Here is a 22,004-nt window from a genome sequence, read left to right on the forward strand (position 1 = left end):
GTTTAGTCTGTTTTCATACTCTAAGATTTATAGTAACGGGAATCCCTGACATGGCTTGCAATTTTAATGAACGGATCGATCGCCGTCACAGCGATAGCCTTAAATGGCATAAATATGGTGATCAGGATATCCTCCCGCTTTGGGTGGCAGACACCGATTTTCGTTCACCAGAATGTATAATTGACGCGCTAAAGCAGCGGGTGGAGCACGGTGTATTTGGATACGGCAAGCCGCCTGCCGAGCTAATTGACGTAGTCATCGCCCGCCTGGCTGAGCGCTATCAGTGGGAGATCAAACCCGAATGGATAGTGTTTCTGCCTGGCGTTGTCAGCGGCCTTAATCTTGCCGTGCGCGCTTTTACTGAAGTGCATCAGACAACCCTCGCCCCAACACCGATCTATCCGCCATTCCGCTCAGCTTCTGCGCTTGCCAACCGCAAACAGTTAAATGCTCAGCTCAGGCTTGAAGAGCAGCGCTGGGTGATGGATCTCGCCGCCCTTGAGCCACAAATGACCGGCAACGAAAAGCTGTTAATGCTGTGCAATCCCCAAAACCCTGGCGGCACAGTTTATCGCCGCGAAGAGCTGGAGGAGCACTGGCGCTTTGCCCGTCGGCATAACCTGATAGTCTGTTCGGATGAAATCCATTGCGATTTAGTGCTGGAACCCGGCGTCAGGCATATTCCGTTTGCCAGCCTCAGCGAAGATGCGGCGCAGCGTTCAGTCACGCTGATATCCCCTTCCAAGACCTTTAATATCGCCGGGCTGGGCGCTTCCCTGGCGATTATCCCTAATCCTGAACTGCGCAAACGCTTTATTAACGAGCGCCAGGGCATTGTGCCCGGTGTGGATGTGCTGGCTTATGTGGCGGCCACGGCTGCCTGGCGTGACGGACAGCCCTGGCTGGATGAGCAGCTTGAGTATCTGCGCAACTCACGCGATTTTCTCACACAAAGGATCAATGCTATCGACGGCCTGTCGGTGGTGGCACCGGAAGCAACCTATCTGGCGTGGATTGATGCCAGTCAGTTGAAAGTCGCCAGCCCGGCACTCTTTTTGAACGACACGGGCTGGGATTCTCACCCGGTCGTGATTTTGGCGACGATGGTTTCGTGAGATTCAATTTTGGCTGCCCACGGGCCTTAACTGAAGAAGCGTTGCGGCGTATGGAAAACGCCGTGAAATCGCTACCCCGTCAAAACACCTTATAGCTCGCTTTCTACTATCTCTTTCAGGCTCCAGGGATGGAACTTGATGGTAACGCTGCCGTCGGTTATAGCCAGCGTGGGATTTGGCAGGCGTTCTCCTTCCCCCTTTGGCGAACTGGTTTTAATGGATATCCCCTGCTGAGTCAGTCCTGCATCTGAACACAGGGCCAGCGCACGCGCACCGAGTTGTTCCACCTCACCCCTTAGCACCACCTCAACATGCTCCCATCCTTCGTGCCTGTAGAGCCGGTTTCCTGGCCAGGGTAGTTCAACAACGCTTATCTTCCACGGCCCTACATTCAGGGGCGACTCCAGTTCAAAAAGGGCCACAGGACGACCATTGATCTCTTTCTCGGAAAATAGCGCCCCATGCTGCATAAATCCGGCTTTCCAGCGCTCTGCGGTGGTCACCTGATGACAACGCACCGCAATGTGATCCACATCAAGACCCGCCAGATCCAATGCCAGCCGGTCCGCCAGATCGTAAAGGGATTGTAAAAAACGTGGCAAATCATTAGCCAGATCGTTCAGTTCTTCTGCATTTTTGCCTTTAAACAGCGACATTCTTTCACCTTACTGTAATTTGTCTAACCATTGTTTTGCGACCCCAGTCTATTACCGGTCCAGCTTAACTGGTGAATAGCCTGCTTAAACTGAAAAAATTGCCTCCGAATGGCAATTATCAAAACAAGTTCCCAGTTTCGACTGGTTCAGGACCAGCTTTTTATTTAGAAAATGCGCCTTAACTTTCTGTTTTAGTTTAGTTAAATTTATACAATGCGACTATTCTTAAATCCCGCGCAATACGTTGTAGGGTATTCTGGATTCTTATAGATTTATTCCGACCCTCATACAAGGAAAAGCAAAATGCTTATGTTAATTTTATGTGCAGCGCTGATTGCGATGATGGGGTTTGCTCTGGTTCGCCATTGGAAGGTTCGTAATGACAAAAATACCATTGCAAGTCCGCATCGCCCTCACCGCGCAGCCCGTCGCCGTACCTGATTACTCTGGCGGAAAACAGTCACAGCACTGCTTTCCGCCGCCATTCCCCTCATCTTCCCCTCCTGTATGCAGGTTCCTGGATAACTGAACCGGAAATACAGTATACTTTTCCCCTTATTTTTTAAGCGGTGCCATTATACAAATTTCTGTTGTATGGCGTCGTGAAAGGTGATGGTCTGCGCACCTGCAGACTTTTTAGCATATAAGGTAACCCGGTGAATATTCAGGCTCTTCTCTCAGAAAAAGTCAGTCAGGCGATGATCGCAGCAGGGGCGCAGGCCGACTGCGAACCGCAGATACGTCAGTCAGCTAAAGCCCAGTTTGGCGACTATCAGGCAAATGGCATTATGGCCGTTGCCAAAAAGCTGGGCATGGCGCCCCGACAACTGGCAGAAGAAGTCCTCAAACATCTCGATCTCACGGGCATCGCCAGCAAAGTTGAAATCGCCGGACCGGGCTTTATTAACCTGTTCCTCGATAAAAACTGGCTTTCCACCCAGATAGATAAAGTCTGCGCTGCGCCACGTCTCGGCGTTGAGCCCGTCACTCCGCAGACTATCGTCATCGACTACTCCGCGCCGAACGTGGCAAAAGAGATGCATGTCGGTCACGTGCGTTCAACTATCATCGGTGACGCTGCGGTGCGGACTCAGGAGTTCCTGGGGCATAAAGTGATCCGCGCTAACCACGTTGGCGACTGGGGCACGCAGTTCGGGATGCTGATCGCCTTCCTGGAGAAGCAGCAGAACGAGCAGCATGAAGAGATTGCGCTGTCCGATCTGGAAGCCTTCTACCGTGAAGCTAAACGTACTTATGATGAAGATCCGGTCTTTGCCGAGCGTGCGCGTGGCTACGTGGTAAAACTGCAGGGTGGCGATGAATATTGCCGAGCCATGTGGAAAAAGCTGGTGGACATCACCATGGCGCAAAATCAGATCATCTACGATCGCATGAATGTGACGCTGAGCCGCAAAGATGTGATGGGTGAGAGCCTGTATAACGACATGTTGCCGGGCATCGTGGAAGACCTGAAAGCCAAAGGTCTGGCCGTGGAAAGTGAAGGTGCCACCGTAGTCTTCCTGGATGAATACAAAAACAAAGATGGCGATCCGATGGGCGTGATCATCCGTAAAAAGGATGGCGGCTACCTCTACACCACCACGGATATTGCCTGCGCCAAATACCGCTTTGAAACGCTGCATGCCGATCGTGTGCTTTACTACATCGATTCCCGTCAGCACCAACATCTGATGCAGGCATGGACGATTGTCCGTAAAGCCGGATACGTGCCCGAGTCTGTCTCTCTGGAGCACCATGCGTTTGGCATGATGCTGGGCAAAGATGGCAAGCCGTTTAAAACCCGTGCTGGTGGTACCATCAAACTCTCTGACCTCTTGGATGAAGCGGTAGAACGCGCCACCAAACTGGTCGGCGAAAAGAACCCCGATATGCCTGCCGATGAGCTGAAGAAGCTGGCGAACAGCGTGGGTATCGGTGCAGTTAAATATGCCGATCTCTCCAAGAGCCGCACCACGGACTATATCTTCGACTGGGATAACATGCTGGCCTTTGAGGGCAACACCGCGCCTTACATGCAGTATGCCTATACCCGTGTGCTGTCGGTATTCCGTAAAGCGGGGATTGATGAGTCTGGCGTCACCGGCGCAACGCAGATCGCTGAAGATCGTGAAGCGGCGCTGGCCGTTCGTTTGCTGCAGTTTGAAGAAACCATCACTCAGGTCGCCCGTGACGGTACGCCACATGTAATGTGTGCTTACTTATACGATCTGGCCGGTCTGTTCTCTGGTTTCTATGAGCACTGCCCTATCCTCTCCGCTGCTGATGAAGCGACAAAACAGAGCCGCCTGAAGCTGGCCCTGCTCACCGCGAAGACCCTGAAGCAGGGTCTGGATACCCTGGGTATCGACACTGTAGAGAAGATGTAAAACGCCAAAAGGACGGAGAAATCCCTCCTTTAAGGTTGTTAATTGAACGCAGGCTCAGGGAGCATATGCCTCTCACAAAGACGCAAAAAGCGCCATCCCTGCCAGCTCAGCACGGGCCGTCCGTGGCCCGTGATGCTTTGTTCAAGGCATATGCTCCCATCGCTTCGGGGTTCGTAAGCCGTCTGAAAGGACTGAGAACTCCGTCCTTTTAGTTATACCAGTCTATTTCTGGCGATAGTTCACCATCACCGCATTGCTTATAACCCGGATTGAGCGGTTAAGCCGCCCTGTGCCCTGAAAACCGTAAACGAAATGCAGCGGCTCTGTGGCGCTGACATCGGTCAGCCCGCGCGTGGTGCCACTGGCGCCGTCGAGTTCTGCGCAACGGTTTTGCGCACAAAGGTAGACCACCATTCCGGAGGGTGCCGGGCTACTCAGCTCGTAGCGCCAGGCTATCTGCGTGATGTTCCCGGCCACCGGTTCGGTTGGGGTCAACGCCGGAGATGTGGCCTGAGCACCCCGGTTTTGCAGTGCCGGGCCGCTGCTGCTGGCGTGCCAGGCATTGTCTGCCATCGCCATCGCAGGCAGCAGTAACAGACTAAGCAGCAGCGTCTTCATCACGCACCACCAATGGTGGAAGTCATGCGGATCTGACGGTTATCGGTCAGCTCCATATTCGAAATCACCATCAGCTGCGGCATATTGCGGCGCAGGAAGCGGGCCAGCAAGGCGCGCAGCGGATGATTGACCAGCAGCACCGGCGGTGCCCCCAGCGATTCCTGATGATCAAGCGCGCCCTGAGCCTGGGCCAGTAACCGATCGGCCAGACCCGGCTCCAGACCGCCACCGCCCTGCAGGGCCTGCAGCAACAGACGTTCCAGCGTGGAGTCCAGCCCGATAACCTGCACTTCACCGCCGCCAGGGAACCACTGCTGGGTGATAGCACGGCCCAGCGCTACACGAACCACGGAAGTCAGCTCCTGCGGATCTGTCTGCACCGGTGCATGTTCTGCCAGCGTCTCAATAATTGTGCGCATATCGCGAATAGAGACACGCTCTGACAAGAGATTCTGCAGCACTTTATGCAGCGTGGTCAGGCTAATCAGACCCGGGATCACATCTTCAGTCAGCTTAGGCATTTCCTGCGTCACACGATCCAGAAGCTGCTGCGCTTCCTGACGTCCAAACAGATCGCTGGAGTACTGAGCAATCAGGTGGTTCAGGTGCGTTGCCACTACCGTACTGGCTTCCACCACGGTGAAGCCCTGAATCTGTGCCTGCTCTTTCAGCGCGCTGTCAATCCAGGTCGCCGCCAGGCCAAAGGCCGGATCCACTGTCGGTTCACCAGGCAGCGTGCCTGCTGCCGTGCCAGGGTTGATCGCCATCCAGCGGCCAGGATAAGCATCACCGCTGCCGATTTCCACGCCCTTCATCAGAATGCGGTAACGCGCTGGCGGCAGGTCCATGTTGTCACGGATATGCACCACCGGCGGCAGGAAGCCCATCTCCTGCGCAAACTTTTTACGGATACTGCGGATACGGCCCAGCAGCTCGCCGTCCTGCATGTTATCAACCATCGGGATCAGGCGGTAACCCACTTCCATCCCCAGCGAATCTTCCAGCTGCACGTCGGTCCAGGAGGCTTCGATATTCGATGAGGTTTCAACGTGTTTAGTCTGAACCTGGGGTTCCGCTTTCGGCTGGCTTTCTTTGCCGCGGAGATACCAGGCCAGGCCCAGCAGCGCTGCGGTAAACAGCAGGAACACCAGATTGGGCATTCCGGGAACCAGGCCTAACAGCCCCAGTACACCGGCGCTGAGCATCATTACGCGAGGGTTTTTGAACAGCTGGGTGACCATCTGTTCGCCAACGTCTTCATCGGTGCCGACGCGGGTGACGATAACACCGGCAGCGGTGGAGATAACCAGCGCAGGGATCTGAGCAACCAGACCGTCACCAATGGTCAACAGCGTGTAGCTCTCTGCCGCATGACCCACGTCCATTCCGTGCTGGATCACCCCGACAAGCAGGCCGCCCACCACGTTGATCACCATGATCATAATCCCGGCGATGGCATCACCACGCACGAACTTACTCGCACCGTCCATCGAACCGTAGAAGTCCGCTTCCTGGGTCACATCAGAACGGCGTTTTTTCGCTTCATCTTCGCCAATCAGACCGGCGTTAAGGTCAGCATCGATCGCCATCTGTTTACCGGGCATCCCGTCCAGGACGAAACGCGCGCCAACTTCTGCAATACGGCCAGCACCTTTGGTGATAACCATAAAGTTGATAATAACGAGGATGATAAACACCACGATACCGATGGCGAAGTTACCGCCCACCAGGAAGTGGCCGAATGCTTCCACTACCTGCCCCGCAGCACCCGCCCCCGTATGCCCTTCCATCAGGATGATACGGGTGGAGGCAACGTTCAGCGCCAGGCGCAGCAACGTTGAGAACAGCAGAATGGTAGGGAATGCCGCGAACTCCAGCGTTTTCTGGGTGAACATCGCCACCAGAAGCACCATGATTGAGAGCGCAATATTAAACGTGAACAGCAGATCCAGAATGAAGGGCGGCAGAGGCAGCACCATCATCGACAGGATCATCAGGATCAATACCGGTCCGGCCATCACCTGCCATTGAGTATCTTTAAAGTTCGGTAACCGTAGTAATGCGGCCAGATTCCCCATCAGTCTTCTTCTCTTGTGGCAAAGTCCAGTGCTTCCGGCACAGGTAAATTGTCAGGTCTTTTCGGGGCCAGGCCTCCTTCCAGCTTCCAGCGGCGGAGTTGCCATACCCAGGCCAAAACTTCTGCTACAGCGGCATATAACGTTCCCGGAATATGCTGCCCAATTTCACTGTGTCGATACAATGCACGCGCCAGCGGCGGTGCTTCTAAAACAGGTATACGGTGCTCTTTGCCCAGTTCACGGATGCGCAGGGCAATTTCTCCTGCGCCTTTCGCTACCACTTTAGGCGCACTCATTTTACGTTCGTCATACTGCAGCGCGACGGAGTAGTGCGTCGGGTTGGTCACAATCACATCCGCCTTTGGCACATCAGCCATCATGCGGCGTCGGGCTGCAGCACGCATTTGCTGACGGATCCGTCCCTTAACGTGCGGGTCGCCTTCCTGCTGCTTGTGCTCATCACGAATGTCCTGACGCGTCATTCGCAGGTTTTTGAAGTAGCTGTATAGCTGCCAGAAAACGTCAAAACCGACCATGGGCGACAGGCCCAGTACGATAAGCACGCTGCACATGGCGATCATATTCAGCGCGCTGGCCAGCGCGGTATAAGGTGATTCGCTGATCAGACGCAGCATATTTGGCCAGTTATGGCTGATATAAACCCAGGTCACGCAGCCAACCAGAATCGCCTTCAGCACCGCTTTGACCAGTTCTGCCGCCGACTGGGCGGAGAACAGACGCTTTAACCCTTTCAGCGGGTTCATCTTGCCCAGGTCAAATTTGATCGCTTTGCCGCTGATCACTAAACCGCCCAGCAGCATCGGCGCGGCGATAGCCACCAGCACCAGGCCTGCCATCATCGGCAGCAGCGCGAAGACGCCCTGCACCACCAGGTTACTCATCAGGTGGAACATCTGGCTGGTATCGCTGACCACGGAATGGTTGAATTTAAGGCCGTCAGCCAGTAAAGCGCCGACTTTCTGCGCCATTGTTCCGCCGCTCATCCACAGAATGCTTAATCCCGTCACCAGCATCAGCACGGAGGTCAGCTCGCGCGAACGCGGTATTTGCCCCTCCTCTCGTGCTTTTTCAAGTCGGTGAGGGGTAGCGGATTCGGTCTTTTCCTCGTCGCTATCCTGAGACACGGCAACTTACCTTCAGGTCAAAATTTCAGTGGGTAGCATGACAAACTGGCGGGGGAATAATGAGGCGAGTAAACGCAAAAAAAGGGGGTTATTTAGCGGATGGTAGAAAACAGGAACAAAAACCGTCGGGGCGGCATGATACCGTCCCGACAGTTTACTTACTGGCTGATGTTTAATACAGATTCTGACACGGGGCCAGAAGCAGGCTTAAAACCCAAGGCTATCCAGCAAATCGTCAACCTGATCCTGGTTAGCAACCACGCCAGGCGCGGTGCCATTAATCTGTGGACCGTTCAGCAGGCTGTCTTCATCTTTCTTCGGACGGGCAGGCTGATCGGGCATGTTCTCCAGCAACACCATCAACAGCTGGCGTTCAATCTCCTGGATAACATCCATCATGCGCTTGATCACCTGGCCGGTGAGATCCTGGAAATCCTGCGCCATCATGATTTCAAGCAGTTGCGCATTGGTGAATGAGGTGTGTTCTGGCACGGACTCCAGGTAACCACGAGTATCCGAAACCAGTGAACGGGCATCAGCCAGTTCGATGGGGTTTTCAAACCACTCATCCCAGCGTCCCTTCAACTCTTTCGCACCATTCTCGATCACTGTCTGACGCGGCTGAGCAGCTTCCACGCAGTTGAGGGCACGTTCAGCCGCCTGCGCGGTCATTTGCACTACATAATCCAGACGATCGCGGGCGTCCGGAATGGCTTCTGCTGCTTCAGCAATCGCCTGATCCAGCCCCAGTTCACGCAGGCTGTCGCGCAGCATCCGCGTCAGCGAGCCAATTCGGGAGATAATCTCCTGGGCCGAGGCCGCGTCGGTACTTGGTTTCGGAATTTCGCTCATCTCGGCTCCTTACATACCCAGCTTTTCGAAGATCTTACCAAGCTTTTCTTCAAGGGTAGCTGCTGTAAAAGGTTTAACGACGTAGCCGCTGGCACCCGCCTGAGCAGCCGCAATAATATTCTCTTTCTTCGCTTCCGCGGTCACCATCAGTACCGGCAACTTGCTCATTGCCGCGTCTGCACGAATGGTCTGCAGCAGTTGCAGGCCATCCATGTTTGGCATGTTCCAGTCGGAGATAACGAAATCGAAGCCACCGGCGCGCAGTTTGGTCAGTGCATCCACACCGTCCTCTGCTTCTTCAACGTTGTTAAAGCCCAGTTCCTTCAGCAGGTTACGGACGATACGACGCATGGTGTTGAAATCGTCGACCACCAGAAACCGCATATTTTTATCAGCCATACTTACTCCTGTTTTTTGTAGCCCCGCGGGACGGGCGCTGCTCTAAATACGTAATGCCTGTCCGGCGCTAATTTTTGCCAGCATGTGCTGACTGATTTGGTGGAGATCCACCACTTCACTGGCGCCGCCGAGGGCAATAGCCTCACGCGGCATGCCAAATACCACACAACTTGCTTCGTTTTGCGCAATGGTCCAGGCTCCCGCCTTGTTCATTGCTAACAGCCCTGCTGCACCGTCGTTACCCATGCCGGTAAGGATTACCCCTACGGCGTTACGCCCTGCGAACTGTGCAACAGATTTAAACAACACATCGACCGACGGCTTGTGACGATTAACCGGCGGACCTTCATTCAGTTTCACCTGGTAGTTAGCCCCACTGCGGGACAACTCCATGTGCATGGCACCCGGTGCGATATAGGCATGGCCGGGGAGAATACGCTCGCCATCTTCGGCCTCTTTCACCGTGATCTGGCAGAGTTTGTTCAGCCGCTCTGCAAAAGAGCGGGTAAAACCTGGTGGCATATGCTGAGTAATCAGCAGCGCCGGGCTGGTAGCCGGTAAAGGCTGTAACACATGCCTGATCGCTTCTGTGCCGCCGGTCGAAGCGCCAATGGCGATCAGCTTTTCGCTACTCAGTAACGGCCCCGCTTTCAGCATCGCTGGCGCAGGCTGTGAGCCACGGGCGTGAAGCTTTGCCCTTGAGGCGGCCCGCACTTTGTCAGCGATCGTCTGGCTGTAGGCCAGCATTCCTTCGCGAATACCCAGCGAAGGTTTGGTGACAAAATCCACCGCGCCCAGTTCCAGCGCCCGCAGCGTCACTTCCGATCCTTTCCCCGTCAGGGAGGAGACCATCACCACCGGCATCGGACGCAGCCTCATCAATTTCTCCAGGAAATCGAGGCCATCCATGCGGGGCATTTCAACATCCAGAGTCAGCACATCCGGGTTGAACTCTTTGATCATATCCCTTGCCACCAGCGGATCCGGGGCTGAGGCCACCATCTCCATATCTGAATGGCTGTTGATGATCTCGGTCATCAACTGTCGCATCAGTGCGGAGTCATCAACGCATAACACTCTGATTTTGCCCATTATCTTTCCTTAGTCAGTCCATAGACTGTCTGGCCACGCAGGTAAAACTCTTTACTGATCTGGCTGAAGTTCTCTGAGTGCCCGGCAAACAAAATACCGCCAGGCTTCAACAGAGGTACAAAACGGCGCAGGATCTTTTCCTGTGTTTCTTTATCGAAATAAATCATCACATTACGGCAGAAAATGGCGTCAAACTGTCCCGGTAATGCCCAGTCGTTGCCCAGTAAATTCAGCTGCGCATAGGTAATTGAGTTAGCCAGCTCAGGCCGTACCCGCACCATTCCGGAGTGCGGGCCTGTTCCCCGGAAAAAGAAGCGTTGCAGCTGCTGTGGAGACAGCGTGCGAAGCTCTTCCTGCCGGTAGACGCCGGCCAGGGCTTTTTCCAGCACTTGTGTATCAATGTCGCTGGCGTGGATCTGAAATTTTCCAGGCCCGGCACCCAGCGTTTCCGCTAACGTCATGGCGATGGAGTAAGGCTCCTCGCCAGTGGAAGCTGCCGCACACCAGACGCTGAAATTGCCGCTGCGCCGTTTCGCATGATCCGCCAGGATCGGAAAGTGGTGCGCTTCGCGGAAAAATGCCGTCAGGTTGGTGGTCAGGGAGTTGATAAACGCCTGCCACTCAGGGCTGTTAATGTCATTTTCCAGGATAGCCAGGTAACGACCGAAGTCATCAATGCCCAACATCCGTAACCGCCTCACCAGGCGGTTGTAAACCATTTCTCGCTTGTGATCGGCGAGTACGATGCCAGCGCGCTGATAAATTAATTGGCTGATACGCTTAAAGTGCGTATCGGATAACGGCAGACGCTGCACCATTTGTGACAACAGCGTTGCGTTTTCCTGCGGTGCTAACAACGTCGATTTTTTCATGTAAGGCCGCCCTGCAAAGAACTGATTAAGGGGTTAAAAGCATTCTTATTTTCCCTGTATGCCGGTCAGGCAACCTGGACTACCGCTTAAACATCAGCAAATGAGAAGCGTTTTACCGCTCCCGTCAGATGTTCAGCTTGTGCTTCAAGTGCATCTGTAGCTGTTGCCGCTTCCTCTACCAGCGCGGCATTCTGTTGTGTCACCTGATCCATCTGGCTTACCGCAAGGGCTACCTGCTCTATCCCCCGGCGTTGTTCCTCAGAAGCTGAGGCGATCTCGTTCATGATGTCGTCGACTCTGGTCACTGACTTCACGATTTCATCCATGGTTTCGCCCGCAGAAGCTACTAAAACTGCCCCCTGATCCACCCGGGTTACCGAAGCATCAATCAGCACTTTTATCTCTTTAGCCGCCTGAGCGCTGCGCTGGGCCAGGTTACGCACTTCACCCGCCACCACAGCAAACCCCCGACCCTGCTCACCTGCACGCGCTGCTTCAACTGCCGCATTCAGGGCCAGAATATTGGTCTGGAATGCAATGCCATCGATCACACTGGTGATATCGGCAATCTTTTTCGAACTCACCGCAATGTCACTCATGGTGGTGACCACTTTTGCCGTCAGCGATCCGCCTTTGTTCGCCGTTACCGAGGCTTGTTTTACTACCACTGCGGCCTGAAGCGCATTTTCGGCGTTGGCACTGACCGTGGCCGTCAGCTGCTCCATACTGGCTGCCGTTTCTGCCAGCGAAGATGCCTGCTGCTCAGTACGTGAAGAGAGGTCGGTATTCCCCGCCGCAATCTCACGAATGCCCACCTGCATGGCGTTACTGCCATCGCGCACGCTACTGACGGTTTCTGCCAGTGCCACCTGCATCTCATTCAGGCTGTTGAACAGCTGGCTCAGTTCGTTGCGCCCTGCCAGGGTAATGCGGCCCGCCAGATCCCCGGATGCAATACGCCCGAAGTGGCTGCGCATCACCGCCAGCGGGGCGATAACTTCTTTACCTACCCACCAGATACCGGCCGTTGTTACCAGCAGGGACAACATCACCGAACCACCAAAGATGATTTTCGACAGGGTATAAAATCCTTTACTGGCGTCAGTTGCATGTTCACGCAACGTATCGATATGCTTCATCCAGACTTTGTACTGCGTCTGAAAATTCTCCTGTTTCTTCTGCGTAGGAGAATCGAGGTAGGCCTGCACCTCGCCAGCGTCCAGATAGTGACCTAATCCCGTCAGTTCTTTGGCGTAAATGTCATAATCGCTCTGCATCCCCTTTTTCAATTCCTCCCCTTCAGGGGTGATGGCGGGGATAGAATCGAATTCCTTATATGCTTTATCGGCAGCATCCAGATCTTTCTGAGCCATTTTTAACAAGATTATTACTTGTTCCCGCGAGACGTTCATCGCAGCTCGCGTTCCGGCCCGGCTTAACGTGACGCGCGCGCTCAGTAATGACGCCCAGACTTCACCCAGCGCTTCCCGTTGATGGCCGCTGATCTCAACGTCATTTAAATTTTTTGCATCCAGACGGAAAGAGTTAAAGGACAACCCTCCGCCGACGATCTGCATCATGCAGAGCACGGCCAGTAACACGATAATTGTTGTTGAGATACGAATCCGGTTCACTTTTACTCTCCTTGTACAACCGCCCCTGAGGGCGGTTTAAGCTCATCTCAAAATGTTTCCCAGTTGTTTTCAGCCGTGGCTGATTCCAGGGCTTTTCGTGTCACTCCGACAGGCGATAACAGCGGTTTTTTCACCGGCGTAGTGACATTAACGGCTGCGCTGGCTTTTTCTTTACTGATTTGGAACACCGCCACGGCCTGGCTGAGCCTGCTCGCCTGCGCTTCCAGCGCTGCGGCGGCCCCGGCCGACTCTTCCACCAGAGCGGCGTTCTGCTGCGTGACACGATCCATCTCGGTCACTGCCGTCCCTACCTGCTCAATTCCTTTACTCTGCTCATCAGAAGCGGAGGCAATTTCGCCCATGATGTCGGTCACCCGTGTGACCGAACTGACAATGTCCGCCATGGTTTCACCGGCGCTTTCCACCAAGGCTGAACCGGCATCCACACGGGACACAGAGTCTTCGATCAGTAATTTGATCTCTTTTGCAGCCTGCGCGCTGCGCTGGGCCAGGCTACGAACTTCACCCGCTACCACGGCAAAACCACGCCCCTGCTCGCCTGCTCGTGCGGCTTCGACAGCGGCGTTTAACGCCAGGATATTGGTCTGGAAGGCGATGCCGTCAATCACGCTGGTGATATCAGCAATCTTCTTGGAACTGCCGGCGATGTCGCTCATGGTTCTCACCACGCCATCCACCACTTTGCCGCCCTTCTCTGCCGTGCCGGAGGCGCTGAGGGCCAGCTGTGAGGCCTGACGTGCATTCTCGGCATTCTGCTTAACGGTGGCGGTTAACTGCTCCATGCTGGCTGCGGTTTGTTCCAGCGCGGCAGCCTGCTGCTCAGTACGGGAAGAGAGATCGTTGTTACCGGCAGAGATTTCACTGGCACCGGTATAGATTGAATCAGAGCCCTCGCGAACATGGCTAACGGTGCGCACCAGGGATTGCTGCATATCCAGCAGGCTTGAGGCTAAATCGGTCATTTCGCTCTGCCCTTCCACCACTATCGTTTTGGTCAGATCGCCATCGGCAATACGGCGGATATGCTCGATATTGGTTTTCAGCGGGGCGAGCAAAATATTGAAGATGCCTTTCCAGCTCACCACTATTACCGTCAGCGTCACCACCAGCACGCCCAGCAGCAGCCAGATCGTAGTGCGATAGGCATTATGGTTGGTGAGGATGGCTTTAGCGGTCAGGGCGTTATTGGCGTCCAGCCAGGCGTCATAGGCCTTACCCAGCTGATCCTGATAGCTCTGCGTAGGCTGAGTGACGGACTCCTGAAAACGATCGGTGGTCATCATGACGGCCAGGTCACCCAGCGCCTGACGATACTGCTGGTAGTTTGCCTGCAGCGTTTTGACGTTTTCCTGCGCCTTCCCTTCTTCGGTCAGGGTGGCATTAAATTTCTCCATCGCTTCGTCGCCTTCCTTCAGCTCCGAATTCCCCAGCGCGACCAGTTCACTGACCGAGGGCCCTGCTCCCGTATTGGTCATGTCCATCAGATAGCGCATTCCTGCCCTGTTAAGGGAGTTACGCGCCTGAACCAGAGAGATCCATGAGGTGCCCATATACTGCTGCAGTTCGCGGAGATGCTGGTTGTAAGCAAAATTTGTTTTGTCGTCATTGACGGTTTTATAAAACAATCCGCCCGTTCCCAACTGCAACAGGGCAAATAACGTCAGTACCCCTACCAGACCCGTAACCACCTTCACACGCTTTAACATAACTACTCCTTGATATTCCATTTACACGCAAAATCATGCTGCCCGTCCGGGGCTTCCATTGGCTTTGATTATCGGCACCTGTAACCGGATCTTTATTGTGGGATTAGGGATATTATTCGGAGAATTACGGACTGGATGAATTTTGAAGGGGGTACGGACGGTGACAGCAGAGCGCTGCCACCGTAATTACTGCTTAATCAGAAGGTTTCCCAGTTGCTGTCAGACGTTGCCGGAGCAGCGGTCTTCAGGGCAGCGGCTTTTGCCGGCTTATGTGAAGCGACCCGGTGCTGCGCGGGGGCATTTACAGCCTCTTTGCGCACCCGGAACACGGCAACTGCCTGTGACAGACGGCTCGCCTGCTCTTCAAGGGCCGCCGCAGCCGCAGCGGACTCTTCCACCAGCGAGGCGTTCTGCTGAGTCACACGGTCCATCTCGGTAACCGCCGTGCCAACCTGGTCGATCCCTTTGCTCTGCTCATCCGAAGCAGAAGCAATCTCACCCATGATATCGGTCACACGGGTGACCGCACTGACGATATCCGCCATGGTTTCCCCTGCGCTTTCTACCAGCACCGAACCGGTATCCACACGGGCTACAGAGTCTTCAATCAGGCCTTTAATCTCTTTAGCAGCCTGCGCGCTACGCTGAGCCAGGTTACGCACTTCACCTGCGACGACTGCAAAGCCACGACCCTGCTCGCCTGCACGGGCGGCTTCCACCGCGGCGTTCAGCGCCAGGATATTGGTCTGGAAAGCGATACCATCGATCACGCTGGTGATATCAGCAATTTTCTTGGAGCTGCCGGCAATGTCGTTCATGGTTTTCACCACGCCATCCACCACCTTGCCGCCCTTCTGCGCGGTTTCAGAAGCGCTGAGCGCCAGCTGAGAAGCCTGACGGGCGTTCTCGGCATTCTGCTTCACGGTAGCCGTCAACTGCTCCATGCTGGCTGCGGTCTCTTCCAGTGACGCTGCCTGCTGCTCGGTACGGGATGAGAGATCGTTGTTGCCTGCGGAAATTTCACTGGCACCCGTGTAGATAGCGTCGGAGCCGTCACGGACATCGCTTACCGTGCGAACCAGAGACTGCTGCATCTCACGCAGGTTTGCAGCCAGTTCGGTCATCTCGCTACGGCCTTCCACCAGGATTGACTGGGTCAGGTCACCGCTGGCGATATGACGAATATGCTCAATGTTGCTTTTCAATGGACGCAGCAGGATTTTATAGATGCCGCTCCAGGCCAGCATAATCACTGCCAGTAAAATCAGCGCCACCGCCAGTAACGTCCACAGCGTGTGGTAATAAGCCTGCTCGTTAGCCTTGATGCCTTCAGAGGTCAGGCTGTTGTTGGTTTCCAGCCAGGCGTTATAGGTTTTCTCAAACTGATCCTGATAACTCTGGGTAGGCTGCGCGATAAAGCCATCAAACTGCCCGGTCTGCAACATGCCGACCAGCGCGGTCAGCGCATCGTGCAGCTGCTGATAGCCTGCCTGCAACTGCTTGACGTTTTCAGCCGTTTTGCCCTCTTCCGACAGGCTGGCATTGAATTTCGCCAATGACGCATCGGCAACATCCAGATTCTGCTGCGCCAGCACCAGAAGATCTTTTACGGTTGAACCGGACCCCATCTGGTTAGCATCCTGCAGATAACGGATCGCCGCGCGGTTCAGCGTGTTACGTGCCTGCACCAGCGAAACCCACGAAGTGCCCATTGACTGCTGCAGAACCCGCAGCTTCTGATTGACGGCAAAATTATCCCGATCGCTTTTCACCGTCTGATAAAACAGAGTGCCGGTACCTGCCTGCAACACCACGAACAGCACCAGCAGGCTGACCAGGCCGGTGACAACTTTAATACGTTTAAACATAACTACCTCTGAACGGGGCCAATGCACCAGGGTTATGGGGCTTAATTGCGTTCATCCGCTGATTGCTCAGCGGATGAACTCAGGAACTTTTACACGCACGCACTCCCTTACGTTCGCTGCTGACTCAGAAGGTTTCCCAGTTATTTTCTGAGGTGGCAGGTAGCGCTTTTTTCGCCGTCGGCTGAGCAGCACGGCTTACCGTAGCGGCTCTGACGGGTTGGATCCCCTGCTCTTTACGCACACGGAACACCGACACTGCCTGAGTCAGGCGGCTGGCCTGATCTTCCAGTGCCGCAGCGGCCGTAGCGGATTCTTCTACCAGTGAGGCGTTCTGCTGGGTCACACGATCCATCTCGGTAACCGCCGTGCCAACCTGATCGATTCCTTTGCTCTGCTCATCCGAAGCGGAAGCAATTTCACCCATGATGTCGGTCACGCGGGTTACCGCATTCACGATGTCACTCATGGTGTCACCGGCGGTGGCCACCAGCTGAGTACCGCTGTCCACACGAGTCACAGAGTCTTCGATCAGGCTCTTGATCTCTTTGGCTGCCTGCGCGCTGCGCTGGGCCAGGTTACGCACTTCGCCAGCTACCACGGCGAAACCACGTCCCTGCTCGCCAGCACGCGCTGCTTCTACTGCGGCGTTTAACGCAAGAATGTTGGTCTGGAAGGCGATGCCATCGATCACGCTGGTGATATCAGCGATTTTCTTGGAGCTGCCGGCGATGTCGCTCATGGTTTTCACCACGCCATCCACTACCTTGCCGCCTTTCATTGCGGTTTCAGAGGCGCTTAATGCCAGCTGCGAAGCCTGACGGGCGTTCTCGGCATTCTGCTTCACGGTAGCCGTCAACTGCTCCATGCTGGCTGCGGTTTGTTCCAGAGAAGCCGCCTGCTGCTCAGTACGGGCAGAAAGATCGTTGTTACCCGCCGCGATCTCGCTCGCACCGGTATAAATCGCATCAGAACCATCGCGCACGTCGCTGACTGTCCGCACCAGCGCCTGCTGCATCTCTTTCAGGCTGGTTGCCAGCTGGGCCATCTCATTTCGCCCTTCCACTTCAATGGTATGGGTCAGATCGCCTTCAGCGATATGGCTGATATGGCTGATACTGGTTTGCAGCGGCGTGATTAACACCTTGCGCAGACCGACCCAGCACAGCGAAATCAGCGCCACTACCAGCACCATCACGGTGCCAATCACCCACAACATTTTGGTGTAGGCCGCTTCGTTCGCTTCCACACCCTGAACGGTGATGATTTTCTGCGCGTCACGCCACTGGGTATAAGCTGCCTGCATATCATTCTGCTTCTGCTCAATATCCAGCTTGAACATCTCAGTCAGCTGTTTGCTTTCCATCAGCTGCAGCATCTGTCCCAGCGTTTTGGAATAGATCCCGTAGTTATTTTCCAGCGCGGCGATCACTTCAGGTGAGAGCCCTTTGGTGTTCGGGATAGATTTATACAGTTCGTAAGATTTATCGGCATCCGCCAGCAGTTTTTTCCCCTGGTCACTGATAGTGGTCAGGGAGGCGCTGTTGATGCTGTTTGCTGTTTCACTCTGCAAACGCAGCATGCCCCGGTTCAGGGTGATGCGGGTCTGGTTCAGAGCAATCCACGCGTCGGTGAAAGCCGCCACGTTGTCACTGGAGTTCTGAGCAATGGAAAAACTATCTTTGTCGCTGATCAGCGCGCGAATAAATACTCCACCCGATATCAGCTGCATAGAGCCGAAGATCAGGAGAACCAGCAGAAGACTGGTCACTACTTTAATGCGTGTAAACATAGGGAACCCTTGGTGTAAGAAAGTGGGACAACACCAGATTTATCGGCGCTGCATGCCGAAACTTTATGTGAGCGAGGCGGGTTATTTTAGTTACTAAAACCTGCAATTTAGGTGCTCACGATATATTCCACTATCTCCTTGTGGGTATTATCCCGGACTACAAAAAAAGCCGGTCATCAGAGACCGGCTTTACTACCTCAAGGAAGCTGGATCAGGCGCTACGCAGGGTATCGACCAGAGCCATCTCTTCGCTGTTCAGCAGTTTTTCGATGTCGACCAGAATCAACATACGTTCGCCCAGCGCGCCCAGACCGGTCAGATATTCGGTCGACATGGTGACCGCAAATTCCGGTGAAGGACGGATCTGATCGGTGGTCAGTGACAGCACGTCAGAGACGCCATCCACCACAATACCGACCACGCGCTGTTCCAGATTCAGAACGATAACCACGGTGTTTTCGTTGTAGACCACATCGGGCTGCGCGAACTTCAGACGCAGGTCGATAATCGGCACGATCACACCGCGCAGGTTAGTCACACCCTTAATAAAAGCCGGGGTGTTTGCAATGCGGGTGACCTGGTCATATCCCCGGATCTCCTGCACTTTCAGAATATCAATGCCGTACTCTTCGTCACCCAGTGTAAACACCAGAAACTCCTGGCCTACGGTTTCGCCAGCAAGTTTAGTGACAGTTGCCATTCCAGTCATAGTTCTACCCTTAATCGGTTAAATTCAGGCCGCGGCTCCCGCCACACGCTTTTCACGGTTGAGAGACTGCAGTGCCGAGACATCGACAATCAGCGCCACGCTGCCATCACCCAGGATGGTCGCCGCCGAAATGCCCGGCACTTTGCGATAGTTGCTTTCAAGGTTTTTCACCACAACCTGGTGCTGACCAATCAGCTGATCCACCAGCATGGCGTAACGCTTACCGGCGCTTTGCAGGATCACAACGATGCCCTGCGTGGCTTCGGTTTTCGCGCCCTGAACATCAAATACGTTCCACAGTTCAACCAGCGGCAGGTATTCGCCACGGACTTCAAGCACACGTTCGCCACCCGCCAGCGGGTGCAGATCGTCAGCCAGCGGCTGAAGAGATTCCATGACGGCGTTGAGCGGCAGAATAAAGACTTCATTTGCCACGCGAACGGACATGCCATCAAGGATTGCCAGCGTCAGCGGCAGCAGGATACGGATCGTCGTGCCCTTGCCCTGCCTGGACGAGATTTCAACATGACCACCCATCTCCTGGATGTTCCGTTTCACCACGTCCATGCCCACGCCACGTCCGGAAACGTCAGTCACCTGCTCCGCCGTTGAGAAGCCAGGCGCAAAGATCAGCATGCCCACTTCTTCGTCGGTCATGTTTTCGGAGACCGGCAGTCCGGAAGAGAGCGCTTTCGCCAGAATACGTTCACGGTTCAGGCCGGCACCGTCATCGACCACTTCGATGCAGATGTTGCCGCCCTGGTGTTCTGCGGAAAGCGTCAGGTTACCCACGGCATGTTTGCCTGCGGTTATACGTTTTTCCGGGGTTTCAATACCGTGATCCAGGCTGTTACGCACCAGGTGCGTTAACGGATCGATAATGCGTTCAATCAGGCTCTTATCCAGTTCGGTTGAGCTACCCATCAGGGTCAGTTCCACCTCTTTGCCCAGCTTGCTGGCCAGGTCACGAACCAGACGCGGGAAGCGGCTGAAGACATACTCCATCGGCATCATACGGATAGACATCACCGATTCCTGCAGATCACGGGCGTTACGCTCTAACTGCCCCATGCTGTTCAGCAGATCGCCGTGTGCCACCGGGTCCAGCTCACCGGAACGCTGAGCCAGCATCGACTGTGTAATCACCAGTTCGCCGACCAGGTTGATTAACTGGTCTACCTTTTCTACCGCAACGCGGATACTGGTCGATTCGCTGGCTTTCGTAGCCGCCGCTTTCTTCGGTGCTTCGCGTTTCGCTGGCGTGATGTCGCTGACGGTTGCCAGCGGTGCTACCGGCTCTTCTGCCGCTTCCACTACATCCACTGCCGGTTCGGCAGCAGCCTGCGGTGCAGCACCGGCAGGCAGAAACTTGATTTGCGACTCTTCAATCACAAAACAGAGTACCGCCGTGATGTCATCCTGACTCACGGAGGAGTCCAGCGTGACTTCAACAGAAGTCTCGCCTTTGATCACGTCAGAGACGGTGCCCAGATTACCCAACTCTTCCAGCATCAGCGGAATTTCTGTGGGTTTCAGATCCACCAGAGCCAGTCTCAGACCAGCCGCTGCCTGGGCTGCCGGGGTGTTGACCGGGGCCAGCGTTTTCGCCGGTTCGATCGTTTCACCTTTGGCTTCTAACGCTAACTGACGCAGCGCCTGACAGATATATTCAAACGTCGCGGCATTAGGTTCCGTGGCGGTTTTATAGGCATCCAACTGTTCCTGCATAATATCCTTGGTTTCCAAAAACAGGTTGATGATATCGGTGCTTAACTGCATTTCACCGCGTCGTGCGCCGTCCAGGATGTTCTCCAGGATATGCGTGGTTTCCTGCAACACAGTAAACCCGAAAGTACCCGCTCCGCCTTTAATCGAATGGGCTGCCCGGAAAATAGCGTTAAGCTGCTCCGAGTCTGGTTCCTGCGGGTCTAATCCCAGCAGGTGTTGTTCCATGTCGGCCAGTAATTCATCGGCTTCATCGAAAAACGTTTGGTAAAAATCGCTGATATCCATGCTCACGGGATCACCTCTGCTGTGAGTCGCGATCGGTCTGCGCCGCAGGTGCCGGGGTCACAGGTGGTGCTGCGCCTGTTGCTGCCGGAGTTCCTGCTGGCTCAGCCACTGAAGGTTGAGGGTCTGGTGTTTTTGTGGCATCGGTGGGTAACACCGGCGCGACGATTTTGCTAAGACTGCCCGTATCGCTGTCGCTGATTTGCACAGCGTCGCTTTCCGAGTTCTCTTTCTCTATTTGTTTTTCAGTATCATGGTTCAATACCAGCAAACTGATTCGGCGGTTAACGGCATCATTCGCCCCGCGATTTTTTAATCTCATGGTGTCGGCCATCCCTACCACTCGCAGCATCTTGCCGCTGTCCAGTCCACCCATCACCAGCTCACGACGTGAGGCGTTAGCCCGATCGGTGGAAAGTTCCCAGTTACTGTATCCGCGGTCACCATTGGCATACTGAAAATCATCAGTGTGGCCGGCGAGGCTGATACGGTTCGGGATATCGTTAAGAATCGGGGCGATAGCGCGTAAAATATCGCGCATATACGTCTCGACCTCTGCACTCCCTGTTTTAAACATTGGACGGTTCTGGCTGTCGATAATCTGGATGCGCAGTCCCTCCTCCACCATATTGATGATCAGATGAGGACGCAGGGCTTTCAGCCTTGGGTCCGCTTCGATCAGCTGGTCGAGTTTTTCACGCAGCCGGTTGAGGCGAATCTCATCCAGTTTGCGTTTCTGGGCATCCATATCCACCACTTTCCTGACTTCCCCTTCCTTCTGGGTAGGGTCATTACCGCCACCAGGGATCACACTCGTACTGTCGCTGGAGCGTGGCCCGCCGGTCACGGCAACTTTCAGTGGCGTCTTAAAGTAATCGGCAATTTGCGTCAAACCCTTAGGGTCAGAAACGGCAATCAGCCACATCACCAGAAAAAAAGCCATCATTGCGGTCATAAAGTCGGCATAAGCAATTTTCCATGAGCCATGCCCGCCCTCATGCCCTTTATGCTTTTTTTCCTGACAACAATAATGGGATGATTGTTATGCTTCAT

Annotated in this window: 16 protein-coding genes and 2 pseudogenes; 3 read left to right on the forward strand and 15 right to left on the reverse strand. The window is 54.6% G+C overall.

The genetic code is table 11. From position 1 onward, the window contains the following. Nucleotides 1–50: 50 nt before the first annotated feature. Nucleotides 51–1,210: pseudogene (locus tag VRC33_RS13000) on the forward strand (PatB family C-S lyase). On the opposite strand, the gene VRC33_RS13005 reads toward VRC33_RS13000, so the two are convergent. Beyond that, nucleotides 1,205–1,771: a VOC family protein gene (locus VRC33_RS13005; RefSeq protein ID WP_338556471.1), complete on the reverse strand. Its 567-nt coding sequence runs from the start codon at nucleotides 1,769–1,771 to the stop codon at nucleotides 1,205–1,207. The pseudogene VRC33_RS13000 and the gene VRC33_RS13005 overlap by 6 nt on opposite strands. A gap of 303 nt (nucleotides 1,772–2,074) precedes the next feature. Here VRC33_RS13005 and VRC33_RS13010 point away from each other — a divergent pair, with 303 nt between their 5' ends. Further along, nucleotides 2,075–2,212: a hypothetical protein gene (locus tag VRC33_RS13010; protein WP_338556474.1), complete on the forward strand. Its 138-nt coding sequence runs from the start codon at nucleotides 2,075–2,077 to the stop codon at nucleotides 2,210–2,212. 215 nt (nucleotides 2,213–2,427) lie between these two features. After that, nucleotides 2,428–4,158 carry an arginine--tRNA ligase gene (argS, locus tag VRC33_RS13015; RefSeq protein ID WP_338556476.1) on the forward strand — a complete coding sequence of 577 codons (1,731 nt, stop codon included), beginning with the start codon at nucleotides 2,428–2,430 and terminating at the stop codon, nucleotides 4,156–4,158. 222 nt (nucleotides 4,159–4,380) lie between these two features. On the opposite strand, the gene VRC33_RS13020 is transcribed toward argS, so the two are convergent. The 14 genes and pseudogenes from VRC33_RS13020 to motB all read right to left on the reverse strand — a co-directional run bounded on the left by VRC33_RS13020 (nucleotide 4,381) and on the right by motB (nucleotide 22,004). Next, nucleotides 4,381–4,776 carry a flagellar protein FlhE gene (locus tag VRC33_RS13020; RefSeq protein WP_338556479.1) on the reverse strand — a complete coding sequence of 132 codons (396 nt, stop codon included), beginning with the start codon at nucleotides 4,774–4,776 and terminating at the stop codon, nucleotides 4,381–4,383. Beyond that, nucleotides 4,776–6,854, reverse strand: a complete 2,079-nt coding sequence (gene flhA / locus VRC33_RS13025) for a flagellar biosynthesis protein FlhA (protein ID WP_338556482.1) — start codon at nucleotides 6,852–6,854, stop codon at nucleotides 4,776–4,778. The genes VRC33_RS13020 and flhA overlap by 1 nt, the downstream gene beginning before the upstream one ends. Continuing rightward, complete coding sequence (gene flhB, locus VRC33_RS13030; protein WP_338556485.1) at nucleotides 6,854–7,999, reverse strand: flagellar biosynthesis protein FlhB; 1,146 nt, start codon at nucleotides 7,997–7,999, stop codon at nucleotides 6,854–6,856. Before flhB ends, flhA begins: the two co-directional genes overlap by 1 nt. A gap of 207 nt (nucleotides 8,000–8,206) precedes the next feature. Next, the gene (cheZ, locus tag VRC33_RS13035) at nucleotides 8,207–8,851 is read right to left on the reverse strand and encodes a protein phosphatase CheZ (RefSeq protein ID WP_338556487.1); all 645 of its coding nucleotides are present in this window, start codon (nucleotides 8,849–8,851) and stop codon (nucleotides 8,207–8,209) included. A 9-nt stretch (nucleotides 8,852–8,860) separates the two neighbouring features. Further along, on the reverse strand, nucleotides 8,861–9,250 hold the full coding sequence (cheY, locus tag VRC33_RS13040; RefSeq protein ID WP_338556490.1) for a chemotaxis response regulator CheY: 390 nt from the start codon (nucleotides 9,248–9,250) through the stop codon (nucleotides 8,861–8,863). A gap of 42 nt (nucleotides 9,251–9,292) precedes the next feature. Continuing rightward, nucleotides 9,293–10,342 (reverse strand): chemotaxis response regulator protein-glutamate methylesterase, encoded by a 1,050-nt coding sequence (locus VRC33_RS13045; protein ID WP_338556492.1) that lies wholly within the window; start codon nucleotides 10,340–10,342, stop codon nucleotides 9,293–9,295. Further along, nucleotides 10,342–11,214: a protein-glutamate O-methyltransferase CheR gene (gene cheR, locus VRC33_RS13050; protein ID WP_338556495.1), complete on the reverse strand. Its 873-nt coding sequence runs from the start codon at nucleotides 11,212–11,214 to the stop codon at nucleotides 10,342–10,344. The genes VRC33_RS13045 and cheR overlap by 1 nt, the downstream gene beginning before the upstream one ends. 86 nt (nucleotides 11,215–11,300) lie before the next feature. Next, nucleotides 11,301–12,794, reverse strand: coding sequence for a methyl-accepting chemotaxis protein (locus VRC33_RS13055; protein ID WP_338564293.1), 1,494 nt, complete (start codon nucleotides 12,792–12,794; stop codon nucleotides 11,301–11,303). Between the two features lie 101 nt (nucleotides 12,795–12,895). Continuing rightward, nucleotides 12,896–14,575, reverse strand: a complete 1,680-nt coding sequence (locus VRC33_RS13060; protein WP_338556498.1) for a methyl-accepting chemotaxis protein — start codon at nucleotides 14,573–14,575, stop codon at nucleotides 12,896–12,898. Between the two features lie 197 nt (nucleotides 14,576–14,772). Beyond that, the gene (locus VRC33_RS13065; protein WP_338556500.1) at nucleotides 14,773–16,443 is read right to left on the reverse strand and encodes a methyl-accepting chemotaxis protein; all 1,671 of its coding nucleotides are present in this window, start codon (nucleotides 16,441–16,443) and stop codon (nucleotides 14,773–14,775) included. Between the two features lie 124 nt (nucleotides 16,444–16,567). Then, a complete protein-coding gene (locus VRC33_RS13070) occupies nucleotides 16,568–18,232 on the reverse strand; it encodes a methyl-accepting chemotaxis protein (protein WP_338556504.1) in 1,665 nt (554 codons plus the stop codon). Between the two features lie 211 nt (nucleotides 18,233–18,443). Further along, nucleotides 18,444–18,941 (reverse strand): chemotaxis protein CheW, encoded by a 498-nt coding sequence (gene cheW, locus VRC33_RS13075; RefSeq protein WP_338556507.1) that lies wholly within the window; start codon nucleotides 18,939–18,941, stop codon nucleotides 18,444–18,446. Nucleotides 18,942–18,965: 24 nt separating this feature from the next. Continuing rightward, a complete protein-coding gene (gene cheA / locus VRC33_RS13080) occupies nucleotides 18,966–20,954 on the reverse strand; it encodes a chemotaxis protein CheA (protein WP_338564294.1) in 1,989 nt (662 codons plus the stop codon). Nucleotides 20,955–20,964: 10 nt separating this feature from the next. Then, nucleotides 20,965–22,004, reverse strand: a pseudogene (gene motB / locus VRC33_RS13085) (flagellar motor protein MotB).

The organism is Erwinia sp. E_sp_B01_1 (assembly GCF_036865545.1).
Classification (GTDB): Bacteria; Pseudomonadota; Gammaproteobacteria; order Enterobacterales; family Enterobacteriaceae; genus Erwinia.